The sequence below is a fragment of the Mesorhizobium sp. P171375 genome (genome assembly GCF_057786075.1).
The window spans coordinates 4,890,436-4,912,246 of sequence record NZ_JBYNWF010000001.1; the positions used below are offsets into that span (position 1 = coordinate 4,890,436).

27 protein-coding genes, 1 tRNA gene and 1 pseudogene are annotated in these 21,811 nt (G+C 60.0%); 16 read left to right on the plus strand and 13 right to left on the minus strand.

From position 1 onward, the window contains the following. Positions 1-488: 488 nt before the first annotated feature. Positions 489-710, minus strand: a complete 222-nt coding sequence (locus tag ACYHH6_RS23830; RefSeq protein WP_352585908.1) for a DUF768 domain-containing protein — start codon at positions 708-710, stop codon at positions 489-491. A 553-nt stretch (positions 711-1,263) separates the two neighbouring features. Then, positions 1,264-1,467, minus strand: coding sequence for a Flp family type IVb pilin (locus ACYHH6_RS23835; RefSeq protein ID WP_352585907.1), 204 nt, complete (start codon positions 1,465-1,467; stop codon positions 1,264-1,266). Between the two features lie 702 nt (positions 1,468-2,169). Here ACYHH6_RS23835 and ACYHH6_RS23840 point away from each other — a divergent pair. Next, positions 2,170-2,255: transfer RNA gene (locus tag ACYHH6_RS23840), tRNA-Leu, on the plus strand. 2,029 nt (positions 2,256-4,284) lie between these two features. Then, on the plus strand, positions 4,285-4,527 hold the full coding sequence (locus ACYHH6_RS23845) for a hypothetical protein (protein ID WP_352585906.1): 243 nt from the start codon (positions 4,285-4,287) through the stop codon (positions 4,525-4,527). 25 nt (positions 4,528-4,552) lie between these two features. Here the strand turns inward: ACYHH6_RS23845 and ACYHH6_RS23850 are convergent, their stop codons facing one another. Further along, on the minus strand, positions 4,553-4,837 hold the full coding sequence (locus tag ACYHH6_RS23850) for a hypothetical protein (RefSeq protein ID WP_352585905.1): 285 nt from the start codon (positions 4,835-4,837) through the stop codon (positions 4,553-4,555). 89 nt (positions 4,838-4,926) lie between these two features. Here ACYHH6_RS23850 and ACYHH6_RS23855 point away from each other — a divergent pair, with 89 nt between their 5' ends. Next, the gene (locus tag ACYHH6_RS23855) at positions 4,927-5,241 is read left to right on the plus strand and encodes a hypothetical protein (protein WP_352585904.1); all 315 of its coding nucleotides are present in this window, start codon (positions 4,927-4,929) and stop codon (positions 5,239-5,241) included. A gap of 132 nt (positions 5,242-5,373) precedes the next feature. On the opposite strand, the gene ACYHH6_RS23860 is transcribed toward ACYHH6_RS23855, so the two are convergent. Continuing rightward, positions 5,374-5,595, minus strand: coding sequence for a DUF768 domain-containing protein (locus tag ACYHH6_RS23860; protein ID WP_352585903.1), 222 nt, complete (start codon positions 5,593-5,595; stop codon positions 5,374-5,376). A gap of 318 nt (positions 5,596-5,913) precedes the next feature. On the opposite strand from ACYHH6_RS23860, the gene ACYHH6_RS23865 reads away from it, so the two are divergent. Beyond that, positions 5,914-7,332, plus strand: coding sequence for a coiled-coil domain-containing protein (locus tag ACYHH6_RS23865; protein ID WP_352585902.1), 1,419 nt, complete (start codon positions 5,914-5,916; stop codon positions 7,330-7,332). Between the two features lie 185 nt (positions 7,333-7,517). Here ACYHH6_RS23865 and ACYHH6_RS23870 read toward each other — a convergent pair whose 3' ends face one another. Further along, positions 7,518-8,525 (minus strand): oxidoreductase, encoded by a 1,008-nt coding sequence (locus tag ACYHH6_RS23870; protein ID WP_352585901.1) that lies wholly within the window; start codon positions 8,523-8,525, stop codon positions 7,518-7,520. A 143-nt stretch (positions 8,526-8,668) separates the two neighbouring features. Here ACYHH6_RS23870 and ACYHH6_RS23875 point away from each other — a divergent pair, with 143 nt between their 5' ends. Continuing rightward, a complete protein-coding gene (locus ACYHH6_RS23875; protein WP_352560870.1) occupies positions 8,669-9,247 on the plus strand; it encodes an NUDIX domain-containing protein in 579 nt (192 codons plus the stop codon). Positions 9,248-9,268: 21 nt separating this feature from the next. Here ACYHH6_RS23875 and ACYHH6_RS23880 read toward each other — a convergent pair whose 3' ends face one another. The 4 genes from ACYHH6_RS23880 to ACYHH6_RS23895 all read right to left on the minus strand — a co-directional run bounded on the left by ACYHH6_RS23880 (position 9,269) and on the right by ACYHH6_RS23895 (position 11,925). Beyond that, positions 9,269-10,774 (minus strand): HAL/PAL/TAL family ammonia-lyase, encoded by a 1,506-nt coding sequence (locus tag ACYHH6_RS23880; RefSeq protein WP_352586162.1) that lies wholly within the window; start codon positions 10,772-10,774, stop codon positions 9,269-9,271. A gap of 416 nt (positions 10,775-11,190) precedes the next feature. Continuing rightward, positions 11,191-11,379, minus strand: a complete 189-nt coding sequence (locus ACYHH6_RS23885) for a hypothetical protein (protein ID WP_352585900.1) — start codon at positions 11,377-11,379, stop codon at positions 11,191-11,193. A 3-nt stretch (positions 11,380-11,382) separates the two neighbouring features. Further along, entirely contained in the window at positions 11,383-11,589 is a 207-nt protein-coding gene (locus ACYHH6_RS23890) for a hypothetical protein (RefSeq protein ID WP_112567296.1), read from the minus strand. 135 nt (positions 11,590-11,724) lie between these two features. Further along, positions 11,725-11,925, minus strand: coding sequence for a hypothetical protein (locus tag ACYHH6_RS23895; protein WP_352585898.1), 201 nt, complete (start codon positions 11,923-11,925; stop codon positions 11,725-11,727). A 1,672-nt stretch (positions 11,926-13,597) separates the two neighbouring features. On the opposite strand from ACYHH6_RS23895, the gene ACYHH6_RS23900 reads away from it, so the two are divergent. From ACYHH6_RS23900 to ACYHH6_RS23920, 5 genes and pseudogenes are all read left to right on the plus strand, one after another. Then, positions 13,598-13,789 carry a hypothetical protein gene (locus ACYHH6_RS23900; RefSeq protein WP_352585896.1) on the plus strand — a complete coding sequence of 64 codons (192 nt, stop codon included), beginning with the start codon at positions 13,598-13,600 and terminating at the stop codon, positions 13,787-13,789. 410 nt (positions 13,790-14,199) lie between these two features. Next, positions 14,200-14,562, plus strand: a pseudogene (locus tag ACYHH6_RS23905) (oxidoreductase); the annotation flags it as partial. 125 nt (positions 14,563-14,687) lie between these two features. Continuing rightward, positions 14,688-15,002: an SH3 domain-containing protein gene (locus ACYHH6_RS23910; protein WP_352585894.1), complete on the plus strand. Its 315-nt coding sequence runs from the start codon at positions 14,688-14,690 to the stop codon at positions 15,000-15,002. A gap of 73 nt (positions 15,003-15,075) precedes the next feature. Continuing rightward, the gene (locus tag ACYHH6_RS23915; protein ID WP_032891817.1) at positions 15,076-15,354 is read left to right on the plus strand and encodes a DUF982 domain-containing protein; all 279 of its coding nucleotides are present in this window, start codon (positions 15,076-15,078) and stop codon (positions 15,352-15,354) included. A 42-nt stretch (positions 15,355-15,396) separates the two neighbouring features. Next, a complete protein-coding gene (locus ACYHH6_RS23920; RefSeq protein ID WP_112567278.1) occupies positions 15,397-15,636 on the plus strand; it encodes a DUF2188 domain-containing protein in 240 nt (79 codons plus the stop codon). 79 nt (positions 15,637-15,715) lie between these two features. On the opposite strand, the gene ACYHH6_RS23925 is transcribed toward ACYHH6_RS23920, so the two are convergent. Both ACYHH6_RS23925 and ACYHH6_RS23930 read right to left on the minus strand, forming a co-directional pair. Continuing rightward, positions 15,716-15,994 carry a hypothetical protein gene (locus ACYHH6_RS23925; protein ID WP_352585892.1) on the minus strand — a complete coding sequence of 93 codons (279 nt, stop codon included), beginning with the start codon at positions 15,992-15,994 and terminating at the stop codon, positions 15,716-15,718. 97 nt (positions 15,995-16,091) lie between these two features. Continuing rightward, entirely contained in the window at positions 16,092-17,060 is a 969-nt protein-coding gene (locus tag ACYHH6_RS23930) for an alpha/beta fold hydrolase (RefSeq protein WP_352585890.1), read from the minus strand. Between the two features lie 171 nt (positions 17,061-17,231). Between ACYHH6_RS23930 and ACYHH6_RS23935 the strand changes: the two genes are divergently transcribed. From ACYHH6_RS23935 to ACYHH6_RS23950, 4 genes are all read left to right on the plus strand, one after another. Further along, entirely contained in the window at positions 17,232-17,972 is a 741-nt protein-coding gene (locus ACYHH6_RS23935; protein ID WP_352585888.1) for a competence/damage-inducible protein A, read from the plus strand. Positions 17,973-18,069: 97 nt separating this feature from the next. Then, on the plus strand, positions 18,070-18,903 hold the full coding sequence (locus ACYHH6_RS23940) for a universal stress protein (protein WP_352585887.1): 834 nt from the start codon (positions 18,070-18,072) through the stop codon (positions 18,901-18,903). Positions 18,904-19,009: 106 nt separating this feature from the next. After that, positions 19,010-19,510: a xanthine phosphoribosyltransferase gene (gpt, locus tag ACYHH6_RS23945; RefSeq protein ID WP_112567259.1), complete on the plus strand. Its 501-nt coding sequence runs from the start codon at positions 19,010-19,012 to the stop codon at positions 19,508-19,510. 207 nt (positions 19,511-19,717) lie between these two features. Further along, positions 19,718-20,215, plus strand: coding sequence for an NUDIX hydrolase (locus tag ACYHH6_RS23950; protein ID WP_352585885.1), 498 nt, complete (start codon positions 19,718-19,720; stop codon positions 20,213-20,215). Between the two features lie 53 nt (positions 20,216-20,268). On the opposite strand, the gene ACYHH6_RS23955 is transcribed toward ACYHH6_RS23950, so the two are convergent. Then, entirely contained in the window at positions 20,269-20,571 is a 303-nt protein-coding gene (locus ACYHH6_RS23955) for a type II toxin-antitoxin system RelE/ParE family toxin (RefSeq protein ID WP_352585883.1), read from the minus strand. A gap of 18 nt (positions 20,572-20,589) precedes the next feature. Further along, the gene (locus ACYHH6_RS23960; RefSeq protein WP_192251095.1) at positions 20,590-20,835 is read right to left on the minus strand and encodes a type II toxin-antitoxin system ParD family antitoxin; all 246 of its coding nucleotides are present in this window, start codon (positions 20,833-20,835) and stop codon (positions 20,590-20,592) included. A gap of 177 nt (positions 20,836-21,012) precedes the next feature. On the opposite strand from ACYHH6_RS23960, the gene ACYHH6_RS23965 reads away from it, so the two are divergent. Both ACYHH6_RS23965 and ACYHH6_RS23970 read left to right on the plus strand, forming a co-directional pair. Then, a complete protein-coding gene (locus ACYHH6_RS23965) occupies positions 21,013-21,333 on the plus strand; it encodes an ArsR/SmtB family transcription factor (protein ID WP_112567254.1) in 321 nt (106 codons plus the stop codon). Then, a complete protein-coding gene (locus ACYHH6_RS23970) occupies positions 21,330-21,794 on the plus strand; it encodes an SRPBCC family protein (protein ID WP_352585881.1) in 465 nt (154 codons plus the stop codon). The genes ACYHH6_RS23965 and ACYHH6_RS23970 overlap by 4 nt, the downstream gene beginning before the upstream one ends. Positions 21,795-21,811: the final 17 nt, after the last annotated feature.

Genomic DNA, 21,811 nt, shown 5'->3' on the forward strand with positions numbered 1-21,811 from the left:
TATCGGCAAGCCGCGGCCTAGATCGCGTCCTTCGTTTGTATGTTTCGCCCATACCCGCTTGGGAGCGTTATAGATTCCAAGCCGGTTTTGAGGTCCATGCCCCGGCCAGGCCCGGCGCGTACTTGGCTTCCTCGGCCAAGGTGCCGGGCCGCCCTGGAATCGGCCGGCCTATCGGTTAGGGCGGGTCCGTAGCCATAGCTTTTAAAAGCAGCAAACACGCCAGCAGCGAAACGGCGCAGCCTAATATCCTTGCTCGCGCTCAACCGGCGCGATGCTGTCCGTCGGGCTGGGGAGGAGCGGAACTCTTTCCATGCCTTGGCCCGGCTACTTTGGCCTTGCCCTGGTGTTCGGCAGTCGGGCCGCTCTCACGTCCACTTGACTTCAATGGGGTGAGAGAGCCGCAAAGGACAGGGACAGCACCAGAGCAACGATGACGAGCGTTGCCAGAATCCCTGTAGCGATCCAGAACCTTTTCGATTTCGGCACGGTCATCCACCCTCGCCGCCGGCACGATTCTGCATCGCATCGAAGATGACGTCGAACACGCTGCCGACTTCTTCGCTGATCTCTTCCAGGCTGATGCCTTCTTTTTCCGCCGCCCGAATAGCCTGATCGGCAAGGTCGGTAATTGCCGCCGGATCGTCGGTGAAGGCGTTCGGCAGGTGCTCCGCCATCCATTTTTCTAGGAAGTCGATTCCGCGCTTGCTCATTGAAGGAACCAAAAAGCGACCAGAACGAAGGAGACAAGAAACAGCGCCGCGGCCGCTACCAATACCCCCTTGCTCACGCCCCGCCTTGGCTGAGGGGCGGGCACAAGTTTCTTACGGTTCGGCTGTTCGTCCATGCGAGATTAAGTTGCGGCAGCAAATTAGGTTCCGCTAATCCTTTGGAGTCAGCCCGTGCGTGTCTTGGCGCCTCGCTGTGGCCTGCAGGCAGCGCTTCTGGACCCGCTCTCGGAATAGGTCGAGCTCGCGCTGTTTCTGGCGCTCTGGCTCGAGCCGATAGCGCTCCGGCAATGGCTGCCAGTCGGCTCTAGCTTCATGCACCACTTCTCGCCGCGGTATCCCCAATTGGCGATGCCGACGACTACCGCGCGCTGGCGATGCTAAGGGCATCTGGCGAGTCTTTCGAACTGAGACAACGAAAAGAGCCGGCGCTATGAACACCGGCTCCCTCTAGGCCGATAGCCTGGCGCAGGGCGACCTCCAGCCACCCCATGCCATCTATCGCATGCGCACTGGTTAGGCGCGCGATATAGTCAAATTAGCTGCCCGCACCCGAAGCGCAAGAGCCGATGCCCGAGTTGTCCATGGCAGTGCAAAGGCCCGTGAAGCGGCCAGTGACCCAACCGCCAATGCCGATGATGAAGCCAATCGATGCGACGGCAATGATGCCGATGAGGATCGAATATTCGACCATGGCCGCGCCGTTTTCATCGTCGCGGAACTGCTTGAGAAGCTTAGTCATTGTCTACCCCTTTTTACCCATTACCCGGACAAAGGTGCCCCTGTAGGTGCTCATCCCCCGGTCCCGATGCTGATCGTCTTCCTCAAAACCGGGATGAGTCAACTATCGCTTAACGAACGGTTAACCTTTGAATGCTTTGGAGGCAGCTTTTTTTACAGCTAAGTATCTGTGAAACATAAGAGATTTCTGACTTAACCATAAGTCCAGTTGCCTTGCGACCAATGCGTAGGCCTTAAGTCCCAGATATATCCCGTTATTTAGAGGGCGCTAATTTGCAAAACCGGCCTAGGCCATCCCACCAATAATCCGGCAATGATCGCTAACGCCCGGAGCCCCAGTCACAGTCGGGTCACGCCCGTATCTATCGCGGACGGGGCGCACAAGAGGCGCGTGGAACATCAATGACCTTGTTGCCACTCTGCTGGGCGAAAACGCTTTGGCGAGCGAATTGATCTCTGCCCGTCCAACTGTCTGGTCCACTGAGCAGCCTCAGGGTGAAGTGTGTCCAGACGACAGGCAAGCCATACCCAATGTGTATGAATGAGTGCAGTCACAACTCGGAAGGCCTACGACTGATCGACTGAGATTTTCGCAACAACCAATTGTTTTAAAATCACGAACCACCTTTCATGAATTCGAGTGGCGACACTCGGCAAAAGATGGCTTGACGGGTTTTCACTGGCGTCTGAAAAGGGTTGGCCTGCGGACGTGGCGGAATTGGTAGACGCAAGGGACTTAAAATCCCTCGATCTCTGATCGTACGGGTTCGATTCCCGTCGTCCGCACCACACTGAAATCAATTGACAATTTCTCCCTAGTCGAATTTCTGGCTACCCTAATGACATTAGGCTAGGGTAACCGACAGAGCCAACTAGGCAGCTCCTCCGAGATCGATCGCTGCGAAATCCGGTGTTCGACCCATGTCAATCTCAAGCCGTAGAAGCCTTTCTGCAAGTACCTGAGCTTGGCCTATCGTGTCGATTTGATTTGGCAACGGTCCGACGACTGCCCCACGAACCACACGGCTCCTTATCGAGTAGAAGCTGCCTATGACCTTCGCCAGATCTTTGCGCTCATCATATGTCGACCCTAGCAACATTCAGGCCCTGACCTTTAGACGATGTGAGATTTCGGAACCGCTTTCCGGCGGTAACAGCAGCGCCTCCGCTGTGATGCTCGCTGGCGCCTTGTAGCGCTACCGGCAGCGCGAAATGATCGGCATGGCAGTTTACCTCCTGTGGCCGTCCTTGCGGTCGCAGTGCTGATGCTGCCGGCCAGCGACTGAGTTGCGCGATCGCACCATATTCGCCGCCACTGCCCCGCCTATGCTTCCAAGCGGTGGAACCCCACCCGCCCTGGCCGGCGCCAACCCACCCGAGTCCCCAACTCACACGACGCCGGCCATTTTCTCTGCAACTACTTGCTTTGTTTCCGCGTACCTTATGGGACGGTAGGCTGCGCTGGGTCATGGGTTTGGGGGCGCGGCCTGCCGTCACTACGGGGCGCCGGGTGGGGTTGCTCACTGCCTGTTTTTGACTGACGCCTGCCCCACCCGAGGTTCCCCAACCCCTGGCGTCGGCCACTTGCCTGTTCCAGCCAACCGTCGAGCTTTTGGCAATTCGGCCGGACAACTATGATGGTGGCCTGCGGTTTTCAAAGATTGCCATTTTGTACGAATAAGTCAGGCGGATCTCATTACCACAAGCCTCACATGTCAGAGACTTGGCGCTTTTGATCAGGCGCCCTTTGCGGATCATCATTCGCTTGCAGTTAGGACATTGGACGATCATATCGTCTTCGTTCCGATCTCGTGAAAGTATCATGTGGTTACCTCCTGCCGGTTCGAGGAAGCAAGCTGCATGCCGCACTAGCGTCTCTTTTCGAAACACTTCGCGCGCGAGACGTTGCATTCACCAAAGCGTTCAAACCTTCGAAGCAACTATCGCAGGCTGAAATCGACCGCTTTCTCGTGGCAGCAGAGGATGCACAACAGCATCGTCCGGCCGCTCCTGGCGTACCACAGCTGAGCACTACCGAGCGCTTCGTGAGGTCCACGGGCCGCTTATGAAATCGAGCGAGAAAATCACCGGGCAGAAAGCTAGGTTTATTCAATGGAACCTGAGAGGGCCGGCGCGGCCTCCTACGGCGGGGTAGTCCATACGGGTTAATTGCGCGATTGCTAATACACCCATAGGGTCATCCGCGCGGGGGACCAAACTCACCCGCAGTGGCCGGCATGACATTAGCCCCACAAGGCAACCCAACCCTGCCGGCCACTCATCTATGGCTGGGTAGCGCCTACTTGCGCACGATCCATTCGAGCATGTCTTGCGGGCTCAGGCACGGCTGGCATACTTCACCTTGCCCCACTGACTGCATTGAGGACACAAAGGATGGAGATAGGCCAACTTGTCGCCCGAAATATTTCCCGAACTAGTGATCGTCAGGCTGCTGCCCTCGAAACCCTCCAAGCTGTAGGATTCCCAGGTGCCGCTGAGGGGCTGAGCGTCTTCTCGTAGTTTCAAATACCCGGTGCGACCGCATTCGCAAACCAGCTTTTCCCGCAATACAGTTGAGAGCACTTAGGACAGCCTTCTGATAATGCGGCGAACTGGTCCGATGCTACCCATGGGACATTTGGTATTCGGGTTTCCCGCACTGCCCAAGCTACAGGCATATTAGCGATCGCTCAACTAAGACTGAAGTCCCCTAAGCCCCCTCTCGAAGGTCGGCCTCCGCTCAAAAACGCTTGTCAGCTGGTGTGCCATGTAGGATTATAATCCTCGTTGCGGCGATCTCCTCAAACCGAGTTCGCCAATGGCCAGAACCAAACCTTCAAAACAGCTTTCGCAGGACGAAATCGAGCGCTTCCTCGTGGCAGCAGAGGCGCTGCACAAGAGCATCATCGGTCCCCTCCTGGCGTACCACAGCGAGCACTGCCAAACGCTTCGTGAGGTCCACGGACCGTTGTTGAAGTCGATCGAGACCATCACCGGCAAGCGGGCGCCATTCATCCAGCCGAACATGACAGGGCCGGTGAAGCCCCCTGCGGCTGAGTAGCGCCGCACGTCTCCGAGAGGCAAAGCTAGCGGCTGGCCTCCGTGTGCGGCGCAAAGAAGCAGCGGATAGTCAAAGGCGGGGAGGACGTGCAGATGTGATACTGACTGTCTTCACTCTCCATGACGCGGTTCTTGGAGATGAAATAGGGGGATTTGGACCCCGTGCGAATATTGAAATCGCCGCCCGGCAACGGCTCGACGTGACGTGAGCTGATGACTCGACAGTCCTTCTTGTCATCGCAGCATTCATAGCCGGTGACCGGATCATGGTAGCCGGAATACCAGTTATGAGCGACGACAAGCGCGATCAAAACAAGCCTCATTTGTCGGAAACTTTGCGCCTCGGGTCGCATATTAGCAACCCCTTGACTAACCGGCAGGCCGCGCCAGAATCTTCAGCATGGCTCGGGGTAATATCAAAGTAGGCGATGAGGTCGCCGTCACGGCGATTGTGCGCGGTCGGGTGACACGCGATCGCATCAGTGTGACGATCCCCTCCTATGCCTTCCCGCATTCGGTTGTCGATTCCACTTCAAAGGCCGTGATCGGCCAGCATATGGAGCTAACCGGCCATGTCACTCGCATCGACGGCGATAAGGTAACCATCAGCCTCCGGCCGTTGGTGACGGTCGACGCCGAGCATGTCCGCCTGGTGGAAAGCTACGTCCCGCCGAAGCGAAAAACTCCGCTTATCGGCAACCTTTCCCGAAAATGACCAAGCTCTCTGATCTCGTGCCGCCTGCCCCGGCAAGAGACGGCGCCGAGCCAGCCGATCCGCTTGGACAATATCTTATCACGAAGGAGGAGCGGTGTAGGGCACAATCGCATCTCTCGCCACAGGAAGGTTCTACTCTGCCCAATCGCTTCCGCGACGCTGCATCATATCGAGAATGACTTTGAATACGCTGCCAACTTCCTCGCTAATCTCGTCGGCGCTTATACCCTGCTCTTTCGCCGCTTCAATCACCTGGTCAGCCAGGTCGACGGCCGTGGCTGGATCATCGTTGGTGACGTGCAGAAGGTGTTCTGCCATCCATTCGTCCAGGAAGTGAATGCCGCGATCGCTCATGAACGAATAGATGCCTAACGCACGTATCCGATGGAAGGCGCGAAACCTGCGGTTGCGTTTCCAAGTTTGGATACACAAGCACGCGCTGCGAGTTGGCGGAAGTCCCGCGATCTGTCCTGACCGCAGAAGGCCCCGCCGGTGCCTGTTTCGGTCAGCGTGTCTTGAGGTCAGGTGACGGATATATCCGAAGATCTTAGATATCCACGGATAGCGTTGTAATCACTCCAGCATCTTGCCCTTCAAATGCATGAACCTCTCGCCTTAAAGGTGGCTTAAAGTGGCGTCGAAAAAGGTTATGTTGCGTAGGGAGTGCTTGATATGAATTTGCCGAACTTTATCAAACGTTATGACAAAGTGGAAAAGGCTGCCGAGGAACTCCAGATAGAGCTAGCCGAGGCCTTGAACAACTCCCTGAGCCTCGACGATATGGCTCCATCGCAGGACGATAGTGTCCCGAAAGACGACCTCGCGATAGAGACCGATGCCCCTCAACTTGAGGGCGTTTCCGTTGAAGCTCCTCGACAGCTGACTTCGCATACGCAGAGCCGGCTCGATGCTTTGGGCTCTTTTGAGAGGCTGTTCGACGATGCTGAGGAGCATTTGGAGGAAGTCAAAGCGAAGCTTCTGGAGGTTGCAACCTCACACCACTACACACGCGAATTCTTCCACATCCTTCAAGCAGACTTCTTTCGCGCCAACGAACTGGAAATAGCAAACGCCAACCTGACTGCGGAACAGAAGGTCCTGTCCGAACAACTGCACGATGTGACGAGGAAGCAGCGCGAGCACGAGAGCGCGTTCGGTGCCATGCAGCAGCGTGAGGCGAGTCTGGTTCAGGACAGGGACGCTCTTCGCGGCGCACTGGCCGCAGTAAGGCTGGAACTGGTGGAGGCAGCCAATGCCAGCGCAAAGCGGGAAGCGGAATTCAGCGAGGTTGCCAAAGCTCTTTCGGTGAGAACGGCCGAGGCCGATAGGCGCTCACGGGAAAACGACACTTTGCGGGAAAAGCATGTGAGGCTTTCGATCGACCTCGACAAGGCACAAAAGCGCGAAGCTGAGGCGCGGCGCAGGCTCGATGAGCTATCGACCATCCATGCCAACGACGCGGCGCGGCATTCGGAACTGCTGGCTGCGCTTGGCAAGAGCGAGAAAGAGGAAACGCGGCTGCAGAAGTCGCTTGAGATCATGCAGGCGAAATTGTCGGAAATGACAGAAGCCGCACGCATCACGGAAGATGACAGGGAAGCCGAACGCGCACGCACTCTTGCGGAGATACGCGGCTTGCGTTCTGAAATTCAAAGCCTTCAATCGCGACTGGACGTGGCGCTGAGCAAGGCAAGCGAAGCATCCGGTGAGATCGCCAGGCTGACGGCTCAATGGAGCGATACCATGGCCGAAAAGCAGGTTGCAGATGAAAGGTATTCTGATCTCATGAAAGAGAGCGAAGCTGATAAGCTGAGCCTTTCGAGGTTGACTGCGGACCTCTCGCAGCTCTCTGTCCAGTACGCCTCCGAACAGATGCAGTCCGATGTCCAGAGGCAGGAATGCGAGGACATGCGGGGAGAAATCGCTGCGCTCAGTGCGCGCGTCAAAGGGTTGTTGCCATATGAGCGCTTGCACAAAGTAACGAGTGCAAGGGAACGTGAGGGCGCCATTGGTGTTGGCAGCGTGGCAGCGGAACCGGCCCGACCCAGGACCAGGCGACGTTCCCGCACAAGCCTGCGTGCAGCGTCATAGACGTGGCGACGGCGTTACTGATGTTGGCGGGTATAAAGTGATCAGTGGTAACGCGATCGGAACCCTCAACCACGGAAAACCGGTATAGGTTCCTCACAAGAAAAGCCCGCCAGGGAGCCAGCGGGCGTCACAGATTGACGAGGGTAAGGGTTTGAATTCTCGTCGCAAGATAATTTAGCCGAAGCTTACATCTGGGGCAACTGGTCCTTCGGGTGTCCGGCTAAGCCGCCTATGTCAGTCGTCACCGCCGCTGTCACCGCCGCCGTCGCCACCACCCTCGCCACCGCTGCCGCCGCCCTCGCCACCGGCATGCTCACCGCTCTGGTGCTCACCACTCTGATGCTCGCCACTCTGATGCTCGCCGGTCTGGTGCTCACCGATATCACCGCTGGCATCATCGGAATCCTCACCCTGGTCGTCACCACCCTTTTGCGGGCCGGCGGTGGCGCTATCGTCATTCTGGTGAAGCCGCCATCGACCCAGTCTTTTACCGACAGGCGTGCGCCAAGCATCAGGTTTGGAACGGCCTTCCTCACCGATTTGGCGATCTCAAGCAGAAAACGCATGCGGTTTTCCAGCGATCCGCCCCAGCGGTCGGTGCGCCGGTTGGAAAGCGGCGACAGGAACTGGAAGATCAGGTAGCCGTGCGCGGCGTGCAGCTCAAGGAAGTCGAAGCCGGCGCGCTCGGCCCGCCTTGCGGCCTCGGTGAACCGTTCGATGAGCTGCAGGATTTCCTCATCCTCCAGCGCATGCGGCACATTCCAGCCGGTGTCATAGGCGATGGCCGAGGCCGAGACGGTCTGCCAGGGATCCTCGCCCGGCCGCAGCGGCCCGCCGCCTTCCCAAGGCTTTCGGTTCGAGGCCTTGCGGCCGGCATGGGCAAGCTGAATGCCGAATTTCGTTCCCGGCGCGGCGACGCGCCTGGCCGCATCCAGCGTGCGCCGGGCGGCGGCCTCATTGTCGTCCGAGTAGAGACCAAGGCAGCCATGGGTGATGCGGCCGCGCCGCTCGACATCCGTCATCTCGACGGTGACCATGCCGGCGCCCGACATGGCCAGATTCATCCAGTGGTAGAGATGCCAATCGCTGGCCGAGCCGTCATCAGCGGAATATTGGCACATCGGCGCCACCGCGATGCGGTTCGGAAAGGTCAGGCCATCGAGAGTGATCGGCTGGAAAAGCGCTGCGGTCATCAGGAAACTCCGGGGAAGGGATTGCAGCTATTTAGGCGATGGCAGCTGATGGCACCAGACACGAGACGGTGAAGCTTTGCCGTCCTGGTTGCGCGAAAAACGGTTCGCGGTTACGCCATGGCGCCGACAGCATGGAGTTCATCATGGAAGATCGCATCCGTATCCGCTCGGAGGAAGTCCTGTCCGATGACTGGGCGGTCCTGAAGAAGACCATCCTCGACTATCGCCGGCGCGACGGGCAGTGGGAGACGCAGATTCGCCAGACCTACGATCGTGGCGACGGCGCGGTGATCCTGCCCTTCGATCCCGAGCGCCAGACGGTTCTTCTGGTGCGGCAGTTCCGCTATCCCGCCTATGTCACCGGCCACCGCGAACCGCTGATCGAGGCCTGCGCCGGTCTGCTCGACGAAAACGACCCGGAAACCGCCATCCTCAAGGAGGCCGAGGAAGAGCTCGGCTATCACTTAGAGAACATCGAGCGGCTGTTTGCGCCCTATATGAGCCCGGGCAGCGTGACCGAACGACTGTGGTTCTTCGTGGCGCGCTATTCACCTGCCGACCGCATCTCGGCCGGCGGCGGCGCACCGGAAGAGGGCGAGGACATCGAGGTGCTCGAAATGCCGCTCGACGAGGCGCTCGCCGGCATAGCCGACGGCCGCATCATAGACGCCAAGACGATCATCCTGATCCAGCACCTGAAACTGTACCCGCTGAAGGCTTAGCTCCGCGAAGCTCGGCGGGCCTCACTCGGTGGGCTGCGGACAGGGTGGCACGTCCACTTCGCGGATGAAGTTGCGCAATTCCTCCATGTCCCCGGATAGAGGCCGATCGTCGGCATAGTGCGCTATGTTGTCCCGGACCATGCGGTAGATGGCGTCGGTGCCGGGCGCGCGTGCACCGCGCTCGGCCAGAAAATCATGGGCCTGCGCGGCGGCCATGAGTTCGATTGCCAAAATGTATTCCGCGTTGTCGATAACGGCGAGCAGCTTGTTGGCTGCCACCGTTGGATGCGCCAGAAAATCCTCTTGCAGGCCGGATGTGACGCCACCGTCGGTCGCGGCCGGCGCGGCCAGGCGGCGATTGACGTTGCTCAGCGACGTGGCGGTGTATTGGGCAATCATGAAGCCGGAGTTGCTGCCGTCCTCATCGGCAAGGAAGGCCGGCAGATTGTTGACGAGTGGGTTGACGAGACGGTCGATGCGACGCTCGCTCATACCGGCCACCTGCGCCAAGGCGATCGTCAGGCCATCGGCGGCCTGTCCGAGCGCCGGCGCCACCGCATGCGCCTCCGAGACAACCTGAGGATCGTTCAACGACCCGAATACCGCGGGATTGTCCGTGACGGCAGCCAATTCACGGTCAACCAGCTCAGCGGACCGGTCCAACACCTCGCGGGCGGCGCCATGAACATGCGGCACGGCGCGAAGACTGAGAGCGTCCTGCGTGCGACTGCCGTGAGCAAGCGCGATGAGCTCGCTGCCGTGAAGCCAGCCGCGCAGCGCTTTGCCCACATCCTGAATGCCGGGTGAGGGCCGCATCGCCAGGATCTGCTCGCCGAAGGCCGGCATTTGTGCGCCTGCGGCTTCAAGCGTCAAAGCGGCCGCGGCGTCAGCCCATCCCAGCAAGCGCTCCGCGCGCTGCACGGCGATGCTGGTCAGGCCGGTCGCGCACGCCGTTCCATTGACGAGGCTCAAGCCTTCCTTCGCGCCAAGCTCCAGGGGCTCCAGACCCATTTCGGCAAGCGCTTCCAGTCCGCTCATCGAGCGACCTGCCACGGTTGCACTGCCTTCACCGATCAAGACCAGTGCCACATGAGCGTTGTGCGTCAGATACCCGGCCGATCCCCTGGATGGCACGTCGGGAATGCAGTCGCGCTCGATAAAGGTGAGCAAATTACGGACGATTGCGGGGCTTACACCGGAATGGCCATGCGCGAAATTTGCCACTTGAGCGGCAATGATGGCGCGCACGCCGCGTCTCGGCACCAGGTCACCGACACCGCATGCGTGGCTGCGAATGATGTTGCGCGACAGTTTCTTTTGCAGCGCAGGCGCCACCACCTTGCTTGCCAATGCGCCGACCCCGGTATTGACGCCATAGGCGCGAATGCCTTTTTCGACGATGGAAGCGACGATCTGGTTCGCAAAGGCGATCCTCTCCCACGCTGCCGGACTGAGCGCCAGGGATTCGCCTTCGCTCACCTGCGCGATGTCGCGCCAGCTGGCGTTGCCATCTATCGTTATTGTCATTGGTTGTTCCGAATTAGCGCTGCGGATGGGCAAACGCTGTTGGGTCGCACGAAAGGCTGGTGAGAACCTTGCCCTTGGCTCCGTAGCGCAGAACCGCGATGCATAGTGACGATGGAATCGGCGATTGATGCGACTGGAGCGACGTCGTGGGTAATAAAACTCTGATCCAGCACCTGAGACTCAATCCGCTTTCGGGCTGAACCACGGCTCCACTTCGGCGCGCGCATTATCGGGCTTGACCCGCGAATCCCGGTCGCCTAGTCGTCCGGAAGTTGCACTGGGCGCGCATTGGGATATTGGCGCCTCCGGCTACCTCAGCCGTGTGCCCAGCCGATTTGCCCGATGATACAAGGCTATGCTTGTCGCTGCCGGCTATCTCGACATTTGAGGCAACTGCTTCGGGTGACCTGCCCGTTTCAGATGTGGGGCGCTTGCCGATCTGTAGCGGTTGCTTTGGACAGCTTGGCCAGCTCGTCCTCGACCTGCCTTGCCGCAGAGTCGGTGCTTTCGAAGTGTTGCATCAACTGATGCCGGAGTAGCGCGAGTTGCGCCGGGCGATAGATGGGCCCACTTCTCGCGATTTCGGGGTTCAGGGTCGCGATCATCGGTCAATTTGCCTTGATGGGATCGATCTTCGTCAGCCGCCGCCTAGCCTCGACCACGCGCCGTTGCGCAGAGCGAATTCGGCAACACAAGGCGAGGTTCACGGCGACGCCGCCCTCTTCATCGAGCAAGTTTTCAGCGCGTTCGAGATCCAACTTTGCCCGACCGACGCTCTGTCGCGCTCTGGCCAGTTCCAAGTTCATCAGGTCCATTGTTCCGCGTCCTTTTGGTTGCGATCCCTTCGGAACACCAACCCCTGCCGAACGCTTTGGTTCCTGCGACGTATTGGCCGATCACCGCCAAGGGCTGCAAACAACCTCTCCCACATTATCCGCAGTGGAGTGCGATTATTGTGCGAACTGTTTCAGCGCTGTTGGGTCGATTGTCGTCAGACCGGATTTCACGACACGCCGCCGCGCAGATCGTATCCTGCTGGATGCGGCGAGGTTCTCAGCCACCATTTTCTCGCTGAGTACCAGCGCGAGTTCGGTCTGCTTGATGCGCTGCTCGGCATCGGCGACTCGCATCGTCAGAAGATCAACTGCCATTCTGGGTCCGGGGTCCGCAAAGTCCATAACTGCGTAACACATGGCGGGCGAAATTGTTCCCTATTGTCGGGCGAAACCGATGCGGCATCAAGGGGACTGAGGTTGAACCGACGAGATATCCCAACATCGACGTCGTGGGAGCTCACCTATCGGCACGACAGTTGCCCACGCTGGCGACTTGAAGTCCGCCGCCTCACGGTGGCCGGCAGTTTAGAATGGTCAGGCTCGCTACAGCCTTGACAGGTAAGGTCATGGCCTCATCAGCGGAGGTATCAATGGTCTCGGCGATTGGCAATCAACATCGGCAGGCACCGGAAACTCAACCGAAACCCGCAAAGACAGAACCGGGCGAAGTGTTTGCTCCAGGCAAAAGCGCGGATAGCGTAGGACATCGCGCCAAGGCTATGGTGGCAGAAAGTGGCGACACAGATCCTGGTGCGCAGGGGCGCGCCGCGTCGACAATCGCCAGAATGGATATTACCGTTTTGACTCCGCCGAGCGAAGAGCCGCCTTTGGAGTAGCTCGGGCGGCCGTGCCGGCTTCCTCACGGTGGCGGGCTTCAGTCTTTGTGCAGCACGATGTAGCGACTGCTCACCGCATTCGCGCCCTTGCCCCGCGTGACGACAACCGTCCTGTATCCCGCGGGAAGGGAACCTGTAGCGGATGGGTCGACCGGACTGCATCGCCCTACGATCTCCCCGTTGGGGGCGCCTGCGAGCCTGTTGGCCAACGCAACCCGGCATTCGTCAAGGGATACGAACATCTTGGCCGGTGACGGATCGAGCGGTTTGCAGACAGCCTGGCCTGGACTGCACGACAGCAGAACCATCATTGCTGCAGTTGCCGGATCCATTTGCGAGTTTCTCCCCTTTGTGGACGAAATCTCAACGCGGGAGCGGGGACTTTGTTTCGCTGCTGCTAAAATATCAGAGCGTGTGTGGGAACAAGAAGCGGCTATGTCGGTTCTTTGGGCATGCAGAGGAAGGCGCCAGTCCGTCCGGACAAGGACGCATCGCCGGAGCCTCAACATATCGACCCGCCACCGCGAGATGTGCGCGAGGCGCCGGCGCCAAATCCAAACGGCGATAAAGAATCTTGACGGCCAGTCGACCAAGAAGCCGTTTCTGAGGCGGCCACCAGCGAAGACGTAGGCAGCGTGTTCGAAGTCATGTTGGAGGCAATGAAGAACCGCCGGCGGATGGGCCTATATCTTCACGGCGGCGCCGAAGGGCAGCGGTAAGGTGCGCTCACGTGCAGCACGATTTGCAGATTAAGCAGGACCCGTGACCAGCGTCTGGGTCGCATACTGTTTGGTCGGTATCGTGGTGGCACTGGTGGTGTTATGGTCAATGAGGCTATAGCGGCTCCTCCAATTCTCTGATTGGCGCGCAGATGTGAGCCTGTGCCATTTCGAATGAGATTTGTCGGCATCAATCTTGCAGCGCAGGTTTGCCGGCTGACCCCGGTCCTGATCGCGTACTCTGATCAGGTTTGTGAGGCTCGCCGGGCTTGAGGTCGTGGGGGTCTTCGCCCGGCGAGTTTGCCACTTGCCGTCCTGCCAGGATGCGTGATGCCGTTTTGTACGTTTCCGTACCATCTTTTTTTATTGAAAGGCCGGTTTCGGCAGACTTATAAAACGCGACGTTGCCACTGCTTTCGTATGGAGGCTGCGATGGATAGCGTGGAGCCTGCCGGCAAGGTATCGCCGTGCATTGAAGTGGTCGAAGCCTGCGGCGAATGGTTCGTCCGCGTGGTCGAGGATGACCAAGAACTAACCCGATCCTTCGAACTGGAATCGTTCGCTCTAGCCTTCGCGGAAGGCCAGCGGATGCGCCTAGGGCTTGCCGACTTCAAGAGGTTGTAGTCGCTACCCAGAGAAGTATCAAACGTCGACGTGTCAACGAGCTGCGTGGTGCCTTGGGTCGACGAAACGTTTTCACGAGTTCGACCGTGACGGCATCGACCGTGTCGCCCGCAGAAGCCCAAAGTAGTGCGATCTAAGAGGTGGTATCGACACCAAGAGGGGATACAACACGTCCGTCAATCGGCCCAGCCGTTCTGCAATGGGTGGCATGAGTGTGACCGTCTTGAGTTCGGCTTTCATGGTGCGAAACAAATCGTGGATTAGCGGCTTCGTCATAGCCCTTGTATGGTGATTCCACGGGTTTGGGTAACGGATGTCGCGCCAAACTACCACCCCATCTGCTGCGAGCACGCGTGTTATTTCTGACGCGATCTTCTTTGACAGGGCGTGGTCAAGGATCGATGAAAAGACCGGACGCGATCGAGGTGGCCAAGGCGTTGAAAGCGCTGGGCATTGCCTATCTCTGCTGCTCGAGTGGCGGCAATTCTCCCTTGCAGAAGCTGCCGACCGGCCCCGGCTATCAGGTGCATCTGGCTGAAGCGGTGCGCAAGGGCGCCGGCATTCCAACGCGGGCCGTCGGCCTGATCGACGATCCGGGCCAAGCCGAGGCGATCGTCGCCGACGGCCGCGCCGATATGGTGGCGCTGGCCCGCGCCTTCCTCGCCGATCCGCGCTGGGGCTGGCGCGCTGCCGCCACATTCGCCGAGACGATTCATCCGGCGCCGCAGCTTGCCCGCTCGGTGACGACGATGCAGCACTGGATGAAGGTCTAAGCAGGCTGCACCGACGGATGCGCAAAAACGCATTCGCTGGACAGGCTGCAGCAGCTTCGCTTTAATCCACCCACACTGTTTCCGTGGGGTAAGGTCGCCTTTGCGGCCGGGTTGGGAGCAAAGTCATGGTATCAAGGGCACTCTATCCCGCGGCCGCCGCTCTGGTGGTCGCGCTGTCGTTCGCTGCATTATCTCCGGTTGGCGCGCAATATTGCGAAGGTACGGTGCATGGCCTGTCCAGGCACTACGATCTGGACTCAGGCAGCGGGTTTCTTGCCGTACGCGCGCGGCCGAACTCGTCGTCGCGCATGATCGGCCAACTGTTCAACGGCGACCACACCGAAATCTTCGACCGTCGCGGCAACTGGTACCAGATCGACTTCAAGGGCCGGACCGGCTGGGCCAACGCGCGCTGGCTGCGCAACGACTGCGGCTACTGAGAGGCCTATGAGACGTTTGGGCGCAGGCTGACTGCCACTTTTGCAACCAAATTGGCTGCTTTGCGTTGCGGCCATCATGGATAACAAACCTTTTGAAACGCCCGTCGTGGTCGAACTCGGCCACGTCGGCAAATATCGCCAGATCCGCAGCACCCAGGAAGCGGCGGAGTGTCTGATGACTGTCTGGCCGCTCAATCGCGGCCCGCGCCATCGTGATGCTCTCGACACTTGCCTCAAAGTGCTGGAAGGTTATCGTTCGACGGCCGATGCGCGCAGGGCTTTGATCGAAGCGGCCAAGGAATCGGAAGTGCTGGTTCCCGAAGACCGGTTGCCCGACGCCAAATTGCATTGAAGAACCGGCCGCATAGAACGAACGGACGAACCGGAGGATTTCATGGCGAAGCTGACTTACAAGATCGTCGAGCATGACGGGGGTTGGGCCTACAAGGTCGGTTCGACATTCTCGGAGACATTCCCCACCCACCAGGACGCTCTGCGCGCCGCCGAGATCGCCTCTGCCGAGCAGCAGGTCGCCGGCGCGACAGACGGCATCCAGTACGAGGATGCCGACGGCAAGTGGCACGACGAACTGGCCGACGGCCGCGATCGGCCACAGACCGAAGTTTCCGACTAATCCTTGGTTGTTTGATATCGTTGCCGGCCGTGGATGCCTGTTTCAGGCATCCTGCCGGTCAGTCGAGAGTCTGCGTCGATTATTTGCCGCAATACTGATCGTTCACGTTGGGCCTCACATTTCCGTAGGGTCCTGACGGGTCAGAGGCGCACGGCCCGGCAGGACCGATATAGCCCTGGCCGCCTGAGCTGTCGGCATTGATGCTGCCGGTGGTGCTCTGGTCGACGGTCGAGGACCGCTCGTTGCCGAACGGCCACCAGCTGCGATGGTTGGAGGAGGTTCCGTCAGATGATTGAGCCATCGCCGACGTGGCGAGACCGATCGTCAGAACAGATGGTGCGAAAAGTTTCCTGTACATTGAATTACTCCGTATCTGCCGCCTTGGGTGCGACACGGAGTAAATCTGGATATCCGCCGAATGGTTCAGTGAAATTGTCGTGAGGTCGTGGTGATGCCTATGGCAAAAATGCCCGCTCGGCGATGCGCTTGATGAAGGCGATGACGCGGTCCGGGTCGGCGAATTGCGGCATGTGGCCGAGGCCATCGACCGTCTCGGAATCGAGCCCGCCGATCCTATCCTTCATTGGCTCTCCGTGGATGCGCATTGCAATGACGCGGTCGGCGCTCCCGAAGAAAATACCGGCCGGCATGGCGATCTCGCCGTAACGCTGCTCAATGCGGCCAAGATCCTCTTCGACCGCCACGAAATCGGTGGAGGTCGCATGGAAATGGCTTGGCCTCAGCCCGAGCCATCCGCCGCCATGGACCATGTAGTCGGCGGGAACGGCCTGCGGCGCGAAGATGAACTCCAGGGTCTGCCGCGCATATCGGAGGCTCGTCGGTACAGCGACGGTATAAGCCATGATCCGGCGCCAAAGCCGCGAGCGGATATAGAGCAGGCCCGCCTGCTCGCGCACGCCGGCTTCCAGATGCGTCAGCGGCGCCAGCAAGGCGATGCCGGAAATCGCCTCGGGATGTTCCACCGCCAGGGTCAGCGTGACGGCGCCGCCCAGCGAATGGCCGACCACGAGCGGCCTTTCCAGCCCGAGCGTTTCGATGAAGCGCCTGACGATCTCGGCCTGTTCCGGCAATCGGCCGGTGGCTCCTCTCGCCCGCACCGAATGGCCCGATCCCGGCCGGTCGAGCGCGATCAGCCGGTAGCCCGGGCCAAAGCGGCTAAACAGCGTGTGCCGGAACTGGTGGAGCTGCGCGCCAAGTCCGTGCACGAACACGATCGGCCGCCCCTCGCCCGTTTCGACATAGTGGATGCGGTTGCCGTCGATCTCGACGAACTGTCCGCTGGCCGACACCAGTCTTTCGGCCTTGGCCGCAATCCAGAGCGTCGCCGCCACCAGGCAGGCGACGATGACGAGAGCCAGCACCAACAGGCCGACCAAGAGCCACAGCAGAATCGATACCAGCATGTTTCACCCGGGAGCGAACCGGCGCACACCATCACCCACCGCCGGACGCACGGCAAGGCAGCCTGCCGGCTTCTGACGGCATTGCCGCCCGCCCCATGTCGCGCTATCTCAGGCGATCTTGTCTGCCCAGGCGATCCGTCTGCCCTGAGGCACCTTCCACCGGAGCCTTCCATGCCCGAAATCGTCACTGCCGCCATGCTCGTCATCGGCGACGAGATTCTGTCCGGCCGCACCAAGGACAGGAACATCGGCCACCTCGCCGACATCATGACGGCCATCGGCATCGACCTGAAGGAAGTGCGCATCGTCCCCGACGAGGAGGACGAGATTGTCGCGGCGGTGAATGCCGTGCGCGCTCGATACACCTACGTCTTCACCACCGGCGGTATCGGCCCGACGCATGACGACATCACCGCCGATTCGATCTCCGAGGCCTTTGGTGTTCCATGCGAATACGACGCCAAGGCCTATGCCATGCTGGGCGAGAGCTATGCCGCGCGCGGCATCGAATACACCGAGGCGCGCAAGCGCATGGCACGCATGCCGCGCGGCGCCGACCATATCGACAACCCGGTCTCCGTCGCGCCCGGCTTTCGCATCGGCAATGTCCATGTCATGGCCGGCGTGCCGGCGATCTTCCAGGCCATGCTCGACAATGTCGTGCCGACGCTGAAGGCCGGCACCAAGATGCTGTCGGCCACCGTCCATTGCCCGTTCGGCGAAGGCCTGATCGGCGGTCCCTTGGGCGACATCCAGAAGGCGCATCCCGACACGATCATCGGTTCCTACCCGAAATATGGCGACGGCAAATTCTGGACGGAGCTGGTCGTCCGCGCCCGCAGCCAGGAGGCGCTGGATTCGGCGCGCAAGGACGTTGAGGCGATGGTGGCCGGCTTCACCGCCGCCAGCTGAGCTGGGTTCGCGGCCCGTCGCCGAGCCGGAACCAAGCGCCATACTCTGACGTTTTCCCTCGGGCGCATCTGGCGCCGGCAGATTTGAGGGATTTCCGATGCGCTTCAAGACCATCGTCGCCATATTGCAGAACGAACAGGATGCCGAGCGCGTGCTCGACTGTGCCATCCCGCTTGCCGAACGGTTCGAGAGCCACCTCATCGGCATTCATGCCGAAGCGCTGCCCGTGCCCTACACTTCCGCCACCGGCTTTCCCGACACCGAGTTCCTGCAGGTCTCCGCCGACATGAATCGCGAGCGCGCCGAAAAACTGCAGGCGCTTTTCCTCGGGCGGATCGAAAAAACGGGCCTTTCCTTCGAATGGCGCAGCCTCGAGAGCTTTTCGGGCGACAGTGCGCTGACCGGCATTTCCAGCGTACGCGCGGCCGATTTGATCATCGCCGCGCAGCGCGAGACCGGCGGCGATCCGAGCGCCGATGTCGACACGCTGGTCTATGATGCCGGCCGGCCGGTGCTGGTGGTGCCGCATGAGGGTCCACTCGTCACCACATTCAAACATGTGCTGCTGGCCTGGAACGGCAGCAAGGAAGCCGCACGCGCCGCCTTCGACGCCCTGCCCTTCATCATCGAAGCCGAAAAGACCGATATTCTTGTTATCGATCCGCCGGATACACTGGACGACAATCCGGAGGCAGCCGGCGCGGAGATCGCCGCGGCGCTCTCCCGGCATGGCGCCACCGTCAGTGTTTCGGTGCAGCAGTCGGGCAATGCCTCGATCGATGACGTCATCCAGACCCGGATCGCAGAAACCGGCGCCGACCTTCTGGTGCTCGGCGCCTACAGCCATTCCTGGCTGCGCCAGCTTCTGTTCGGCGGCGTGACACGCACCGTGTTGCGCACCGTGCCGGTGGCGGCTTTCCTGTCGCGCTAAACCTACAATCGATGCGGCCCTTGCCAAGACCAAGGCTTTCCAGCTAATTCCGCGCGCATTCCATCGTGACTGCGCGCGGCTTGCGCGCCCTGCGGAGTGCGCGACCATGTCTCTTCCTGAAAAAGCCTTTCCGGTCTCCTGGGACCAGTTCCACCGCGATGCCCGGGCGCTCGCCTGGCGGCTTGCCGGCGCCAACAAGGGTCAGTGGAAAGCCATTGTCTGCATCACCCGTGGCGGACTGGTTCCCGCCGCCATCATCTCGCGCGAACTTGGCATCCGCGTCATCGAGACGGTCTGCGTGGCCTCCTATCACGACTATACCAGCCAAGGGCAGTTGCAGGTGCTGAAGGAGATCACGCCCGCCCTGCTCACCGATGACGGCGTCGGCGTGCTGATCATCGACGACCTCACCGACACCGGCAAGACGGCCGGCATCGTGCGCGCCATGATGCCCAAGGCGCATTTCGCCACGGTTTATGCCAAGCCGAAAGGCCGGCCTTTGGTCGACACCTTTGTCACCGAAGTCAGCCAGGACACCTGGATCTACTTTCCCTGGGATATGGGTTTTACCTACCAGAAGCCGATCGCCGACGATCACGCCGGCTGATTCGCAGCACCCCTTTATCCGCCCAAGTGGCAAGGCCCGCGCGGTTTGCTGTGGAAACTGGCGCCGTAAGACACAATATTCTGTTGGATCGACACCTGTTGGCGGATTTTGACGGGTTGGTGTGACGTTTTTTACTTTTATGACTTACACTTCGCCGTAAGATTCGTGTGACGGCAAACGATTCTGAGGGCTGGGGTAGCTTCTCCGATGCTGACGAGACCAACGACGCACAGCCATATGGCCGAAAGGGTCCGGCGACTCTTCGGCACCGCGCCGTGCCGTCTTCAGGTTGCCGCGCTACCCTGGCGCACCACCGAAAACGGCATCGAAATCATGCTGATCACCAGCCGCGACACAGGCCGCTGGGTGCTGCCCAAGGGCTGGCCCGAGGCCAAGGAACCGCTCTGCGAGGCCGCGGCGCGCGAGGCCGGCGAGGAAGCCGGATTGCGCGGCAAGATCTCTCATTTCGAGGCTGGCCGTTACTTCTACGCCAAGGCATTGGCGTCCGGCGAGGAAGTGCCTTGCGAAGTGCTGGTGTTTCCAATGCAGGTCGAGCGTGTCTCCGACCGCTGGAAGGAAAAGCGCGCGCGCACCCGTAAATGGGTCAACGCGGCCGAGGCCGTGCGCATGATCAACGAGCCCGATCTTTGCCAGATCATCGCCCATTTCTGCGCCGATCCGGACAAATTCGTCGTTAAAACCTAGACACGGCGCTAGGGCTTCTAGCGGCACACTAACGCTTGCCGCCGGCCGCTACTTCATGCGTCGCCATCGTCTTCCGCGAATAGTGCGTCAATATCACGATGTCCCTCTATGATGTTGGCCACCTCGAGATAGTTTTCGCGATAGCGGAAGAAGATCACATAACCCCGGTACGGAACGCTTCGCACATCTGGCCGTAGTTCCGGGCGTGCCCGGCCGATGGTCGCCGGCAAGGTCGCCAGGTCGCGGCATTTCTGCCGCAGCGCGCTGACAAATCGCATAGCGATCTGCAGGTTGCCGCTTTCGTGGGTGATGTGCTCCAGCAAATGAACAAGGTCAGCCTGTGCCGACGGCAGCATTCGCAGGCGTGGCATGGCTTAGAAACCCGCCTTTGCCAGTTCCTCAGCCTTGGCTTCAAGAGCGGCATCGATGGCGTCTTCCGAAGCCTCACCGCCTTGAGAAAATGACCTGTCGAGCATGGCGCTCAGCGCCTTCAGTTTTTCCTCGCGCTCCTCGACCAGACGCAAGCCTTCGCGAACGACCTCACTCGCCGAACCATAGCGGCCGCGCTTAACGATTTCCGCGACGAACGCCTCCCAGCGATCTCCCAATGACACGTTCATAGCACATCTCCTGTCAGTAAGTACGATACGCCAATATCAAAAACTGCGCAATTAATGACATGACCATCTCTCATCCGGCACCGAAACGCCGGCTACCTCATTTCAGCCTAACATCGACAGCCGCGCTTGACATGCAGGTATTTACCTGCATATTGTATTGCAGGATGAGTGAGACCGATGGACGCCGACAAGGTTTTCAAAGCGCTGGGTGACCCGACACGCAGGAAGCTGCTCGATCTTCTGTGCGAGAAGAACGGACAGACGCTGGGCCAGCTTTGCGAAAACCTCGACATGGCGAGGCAATCCGCGACCCAGCACATCGACTTGTTGGAGGCGGCCAATCTGATCAGCACGGTCAAGCGTGGCCGCGAAAAGCTGCATTTCATCAACCCCGTGCCGCTGCATGAAGTCTACGAGCGGTGGGTGCGCAAATTCGAACGGCAGCGGCTGAGCCTGCTGCACGACTTGAAACAGGAACTCGAAGGAGACAACCAATGACCCGAGAAACCACCAGTTTTGTCTATGTGACCTACATCCGCTCGACGCCGCAAAAGGTGTTCGAGGCCATCACCAAGCCCGATATCGCCAAGCGCTATTGGGCCCACGAGAACGTCTCCGACTGGAAGCCCGGCTCGAAATGGGAACACATCCGCGCCAATGACGAGCGCACCGTCGAACTCGTCGGCAAGGTGGTCGAGATCTCGCCGCCGACCCGTCTGGTCATGACCTGGGCCAACGCGTCCCAAGCCGATGACCCGACCAAACAAAGCCGGGTGACCTTCGCCATCGAGGAATATGACGCCATGGTCAAGCTGACCGTCAGCCATGACGAACTCGAGGCCGGCAGCGGCATGGCCAAGGGCATCAGCCAGGGCTGGCCGGCCGTGCTGTCCAGCATGAAATCCTTCCTCGAAACCGGCAGCGGAATCGACCTGTTCGCCAAACCGAAATCGGCCTGAAGCAAGTTTCCAGCAGG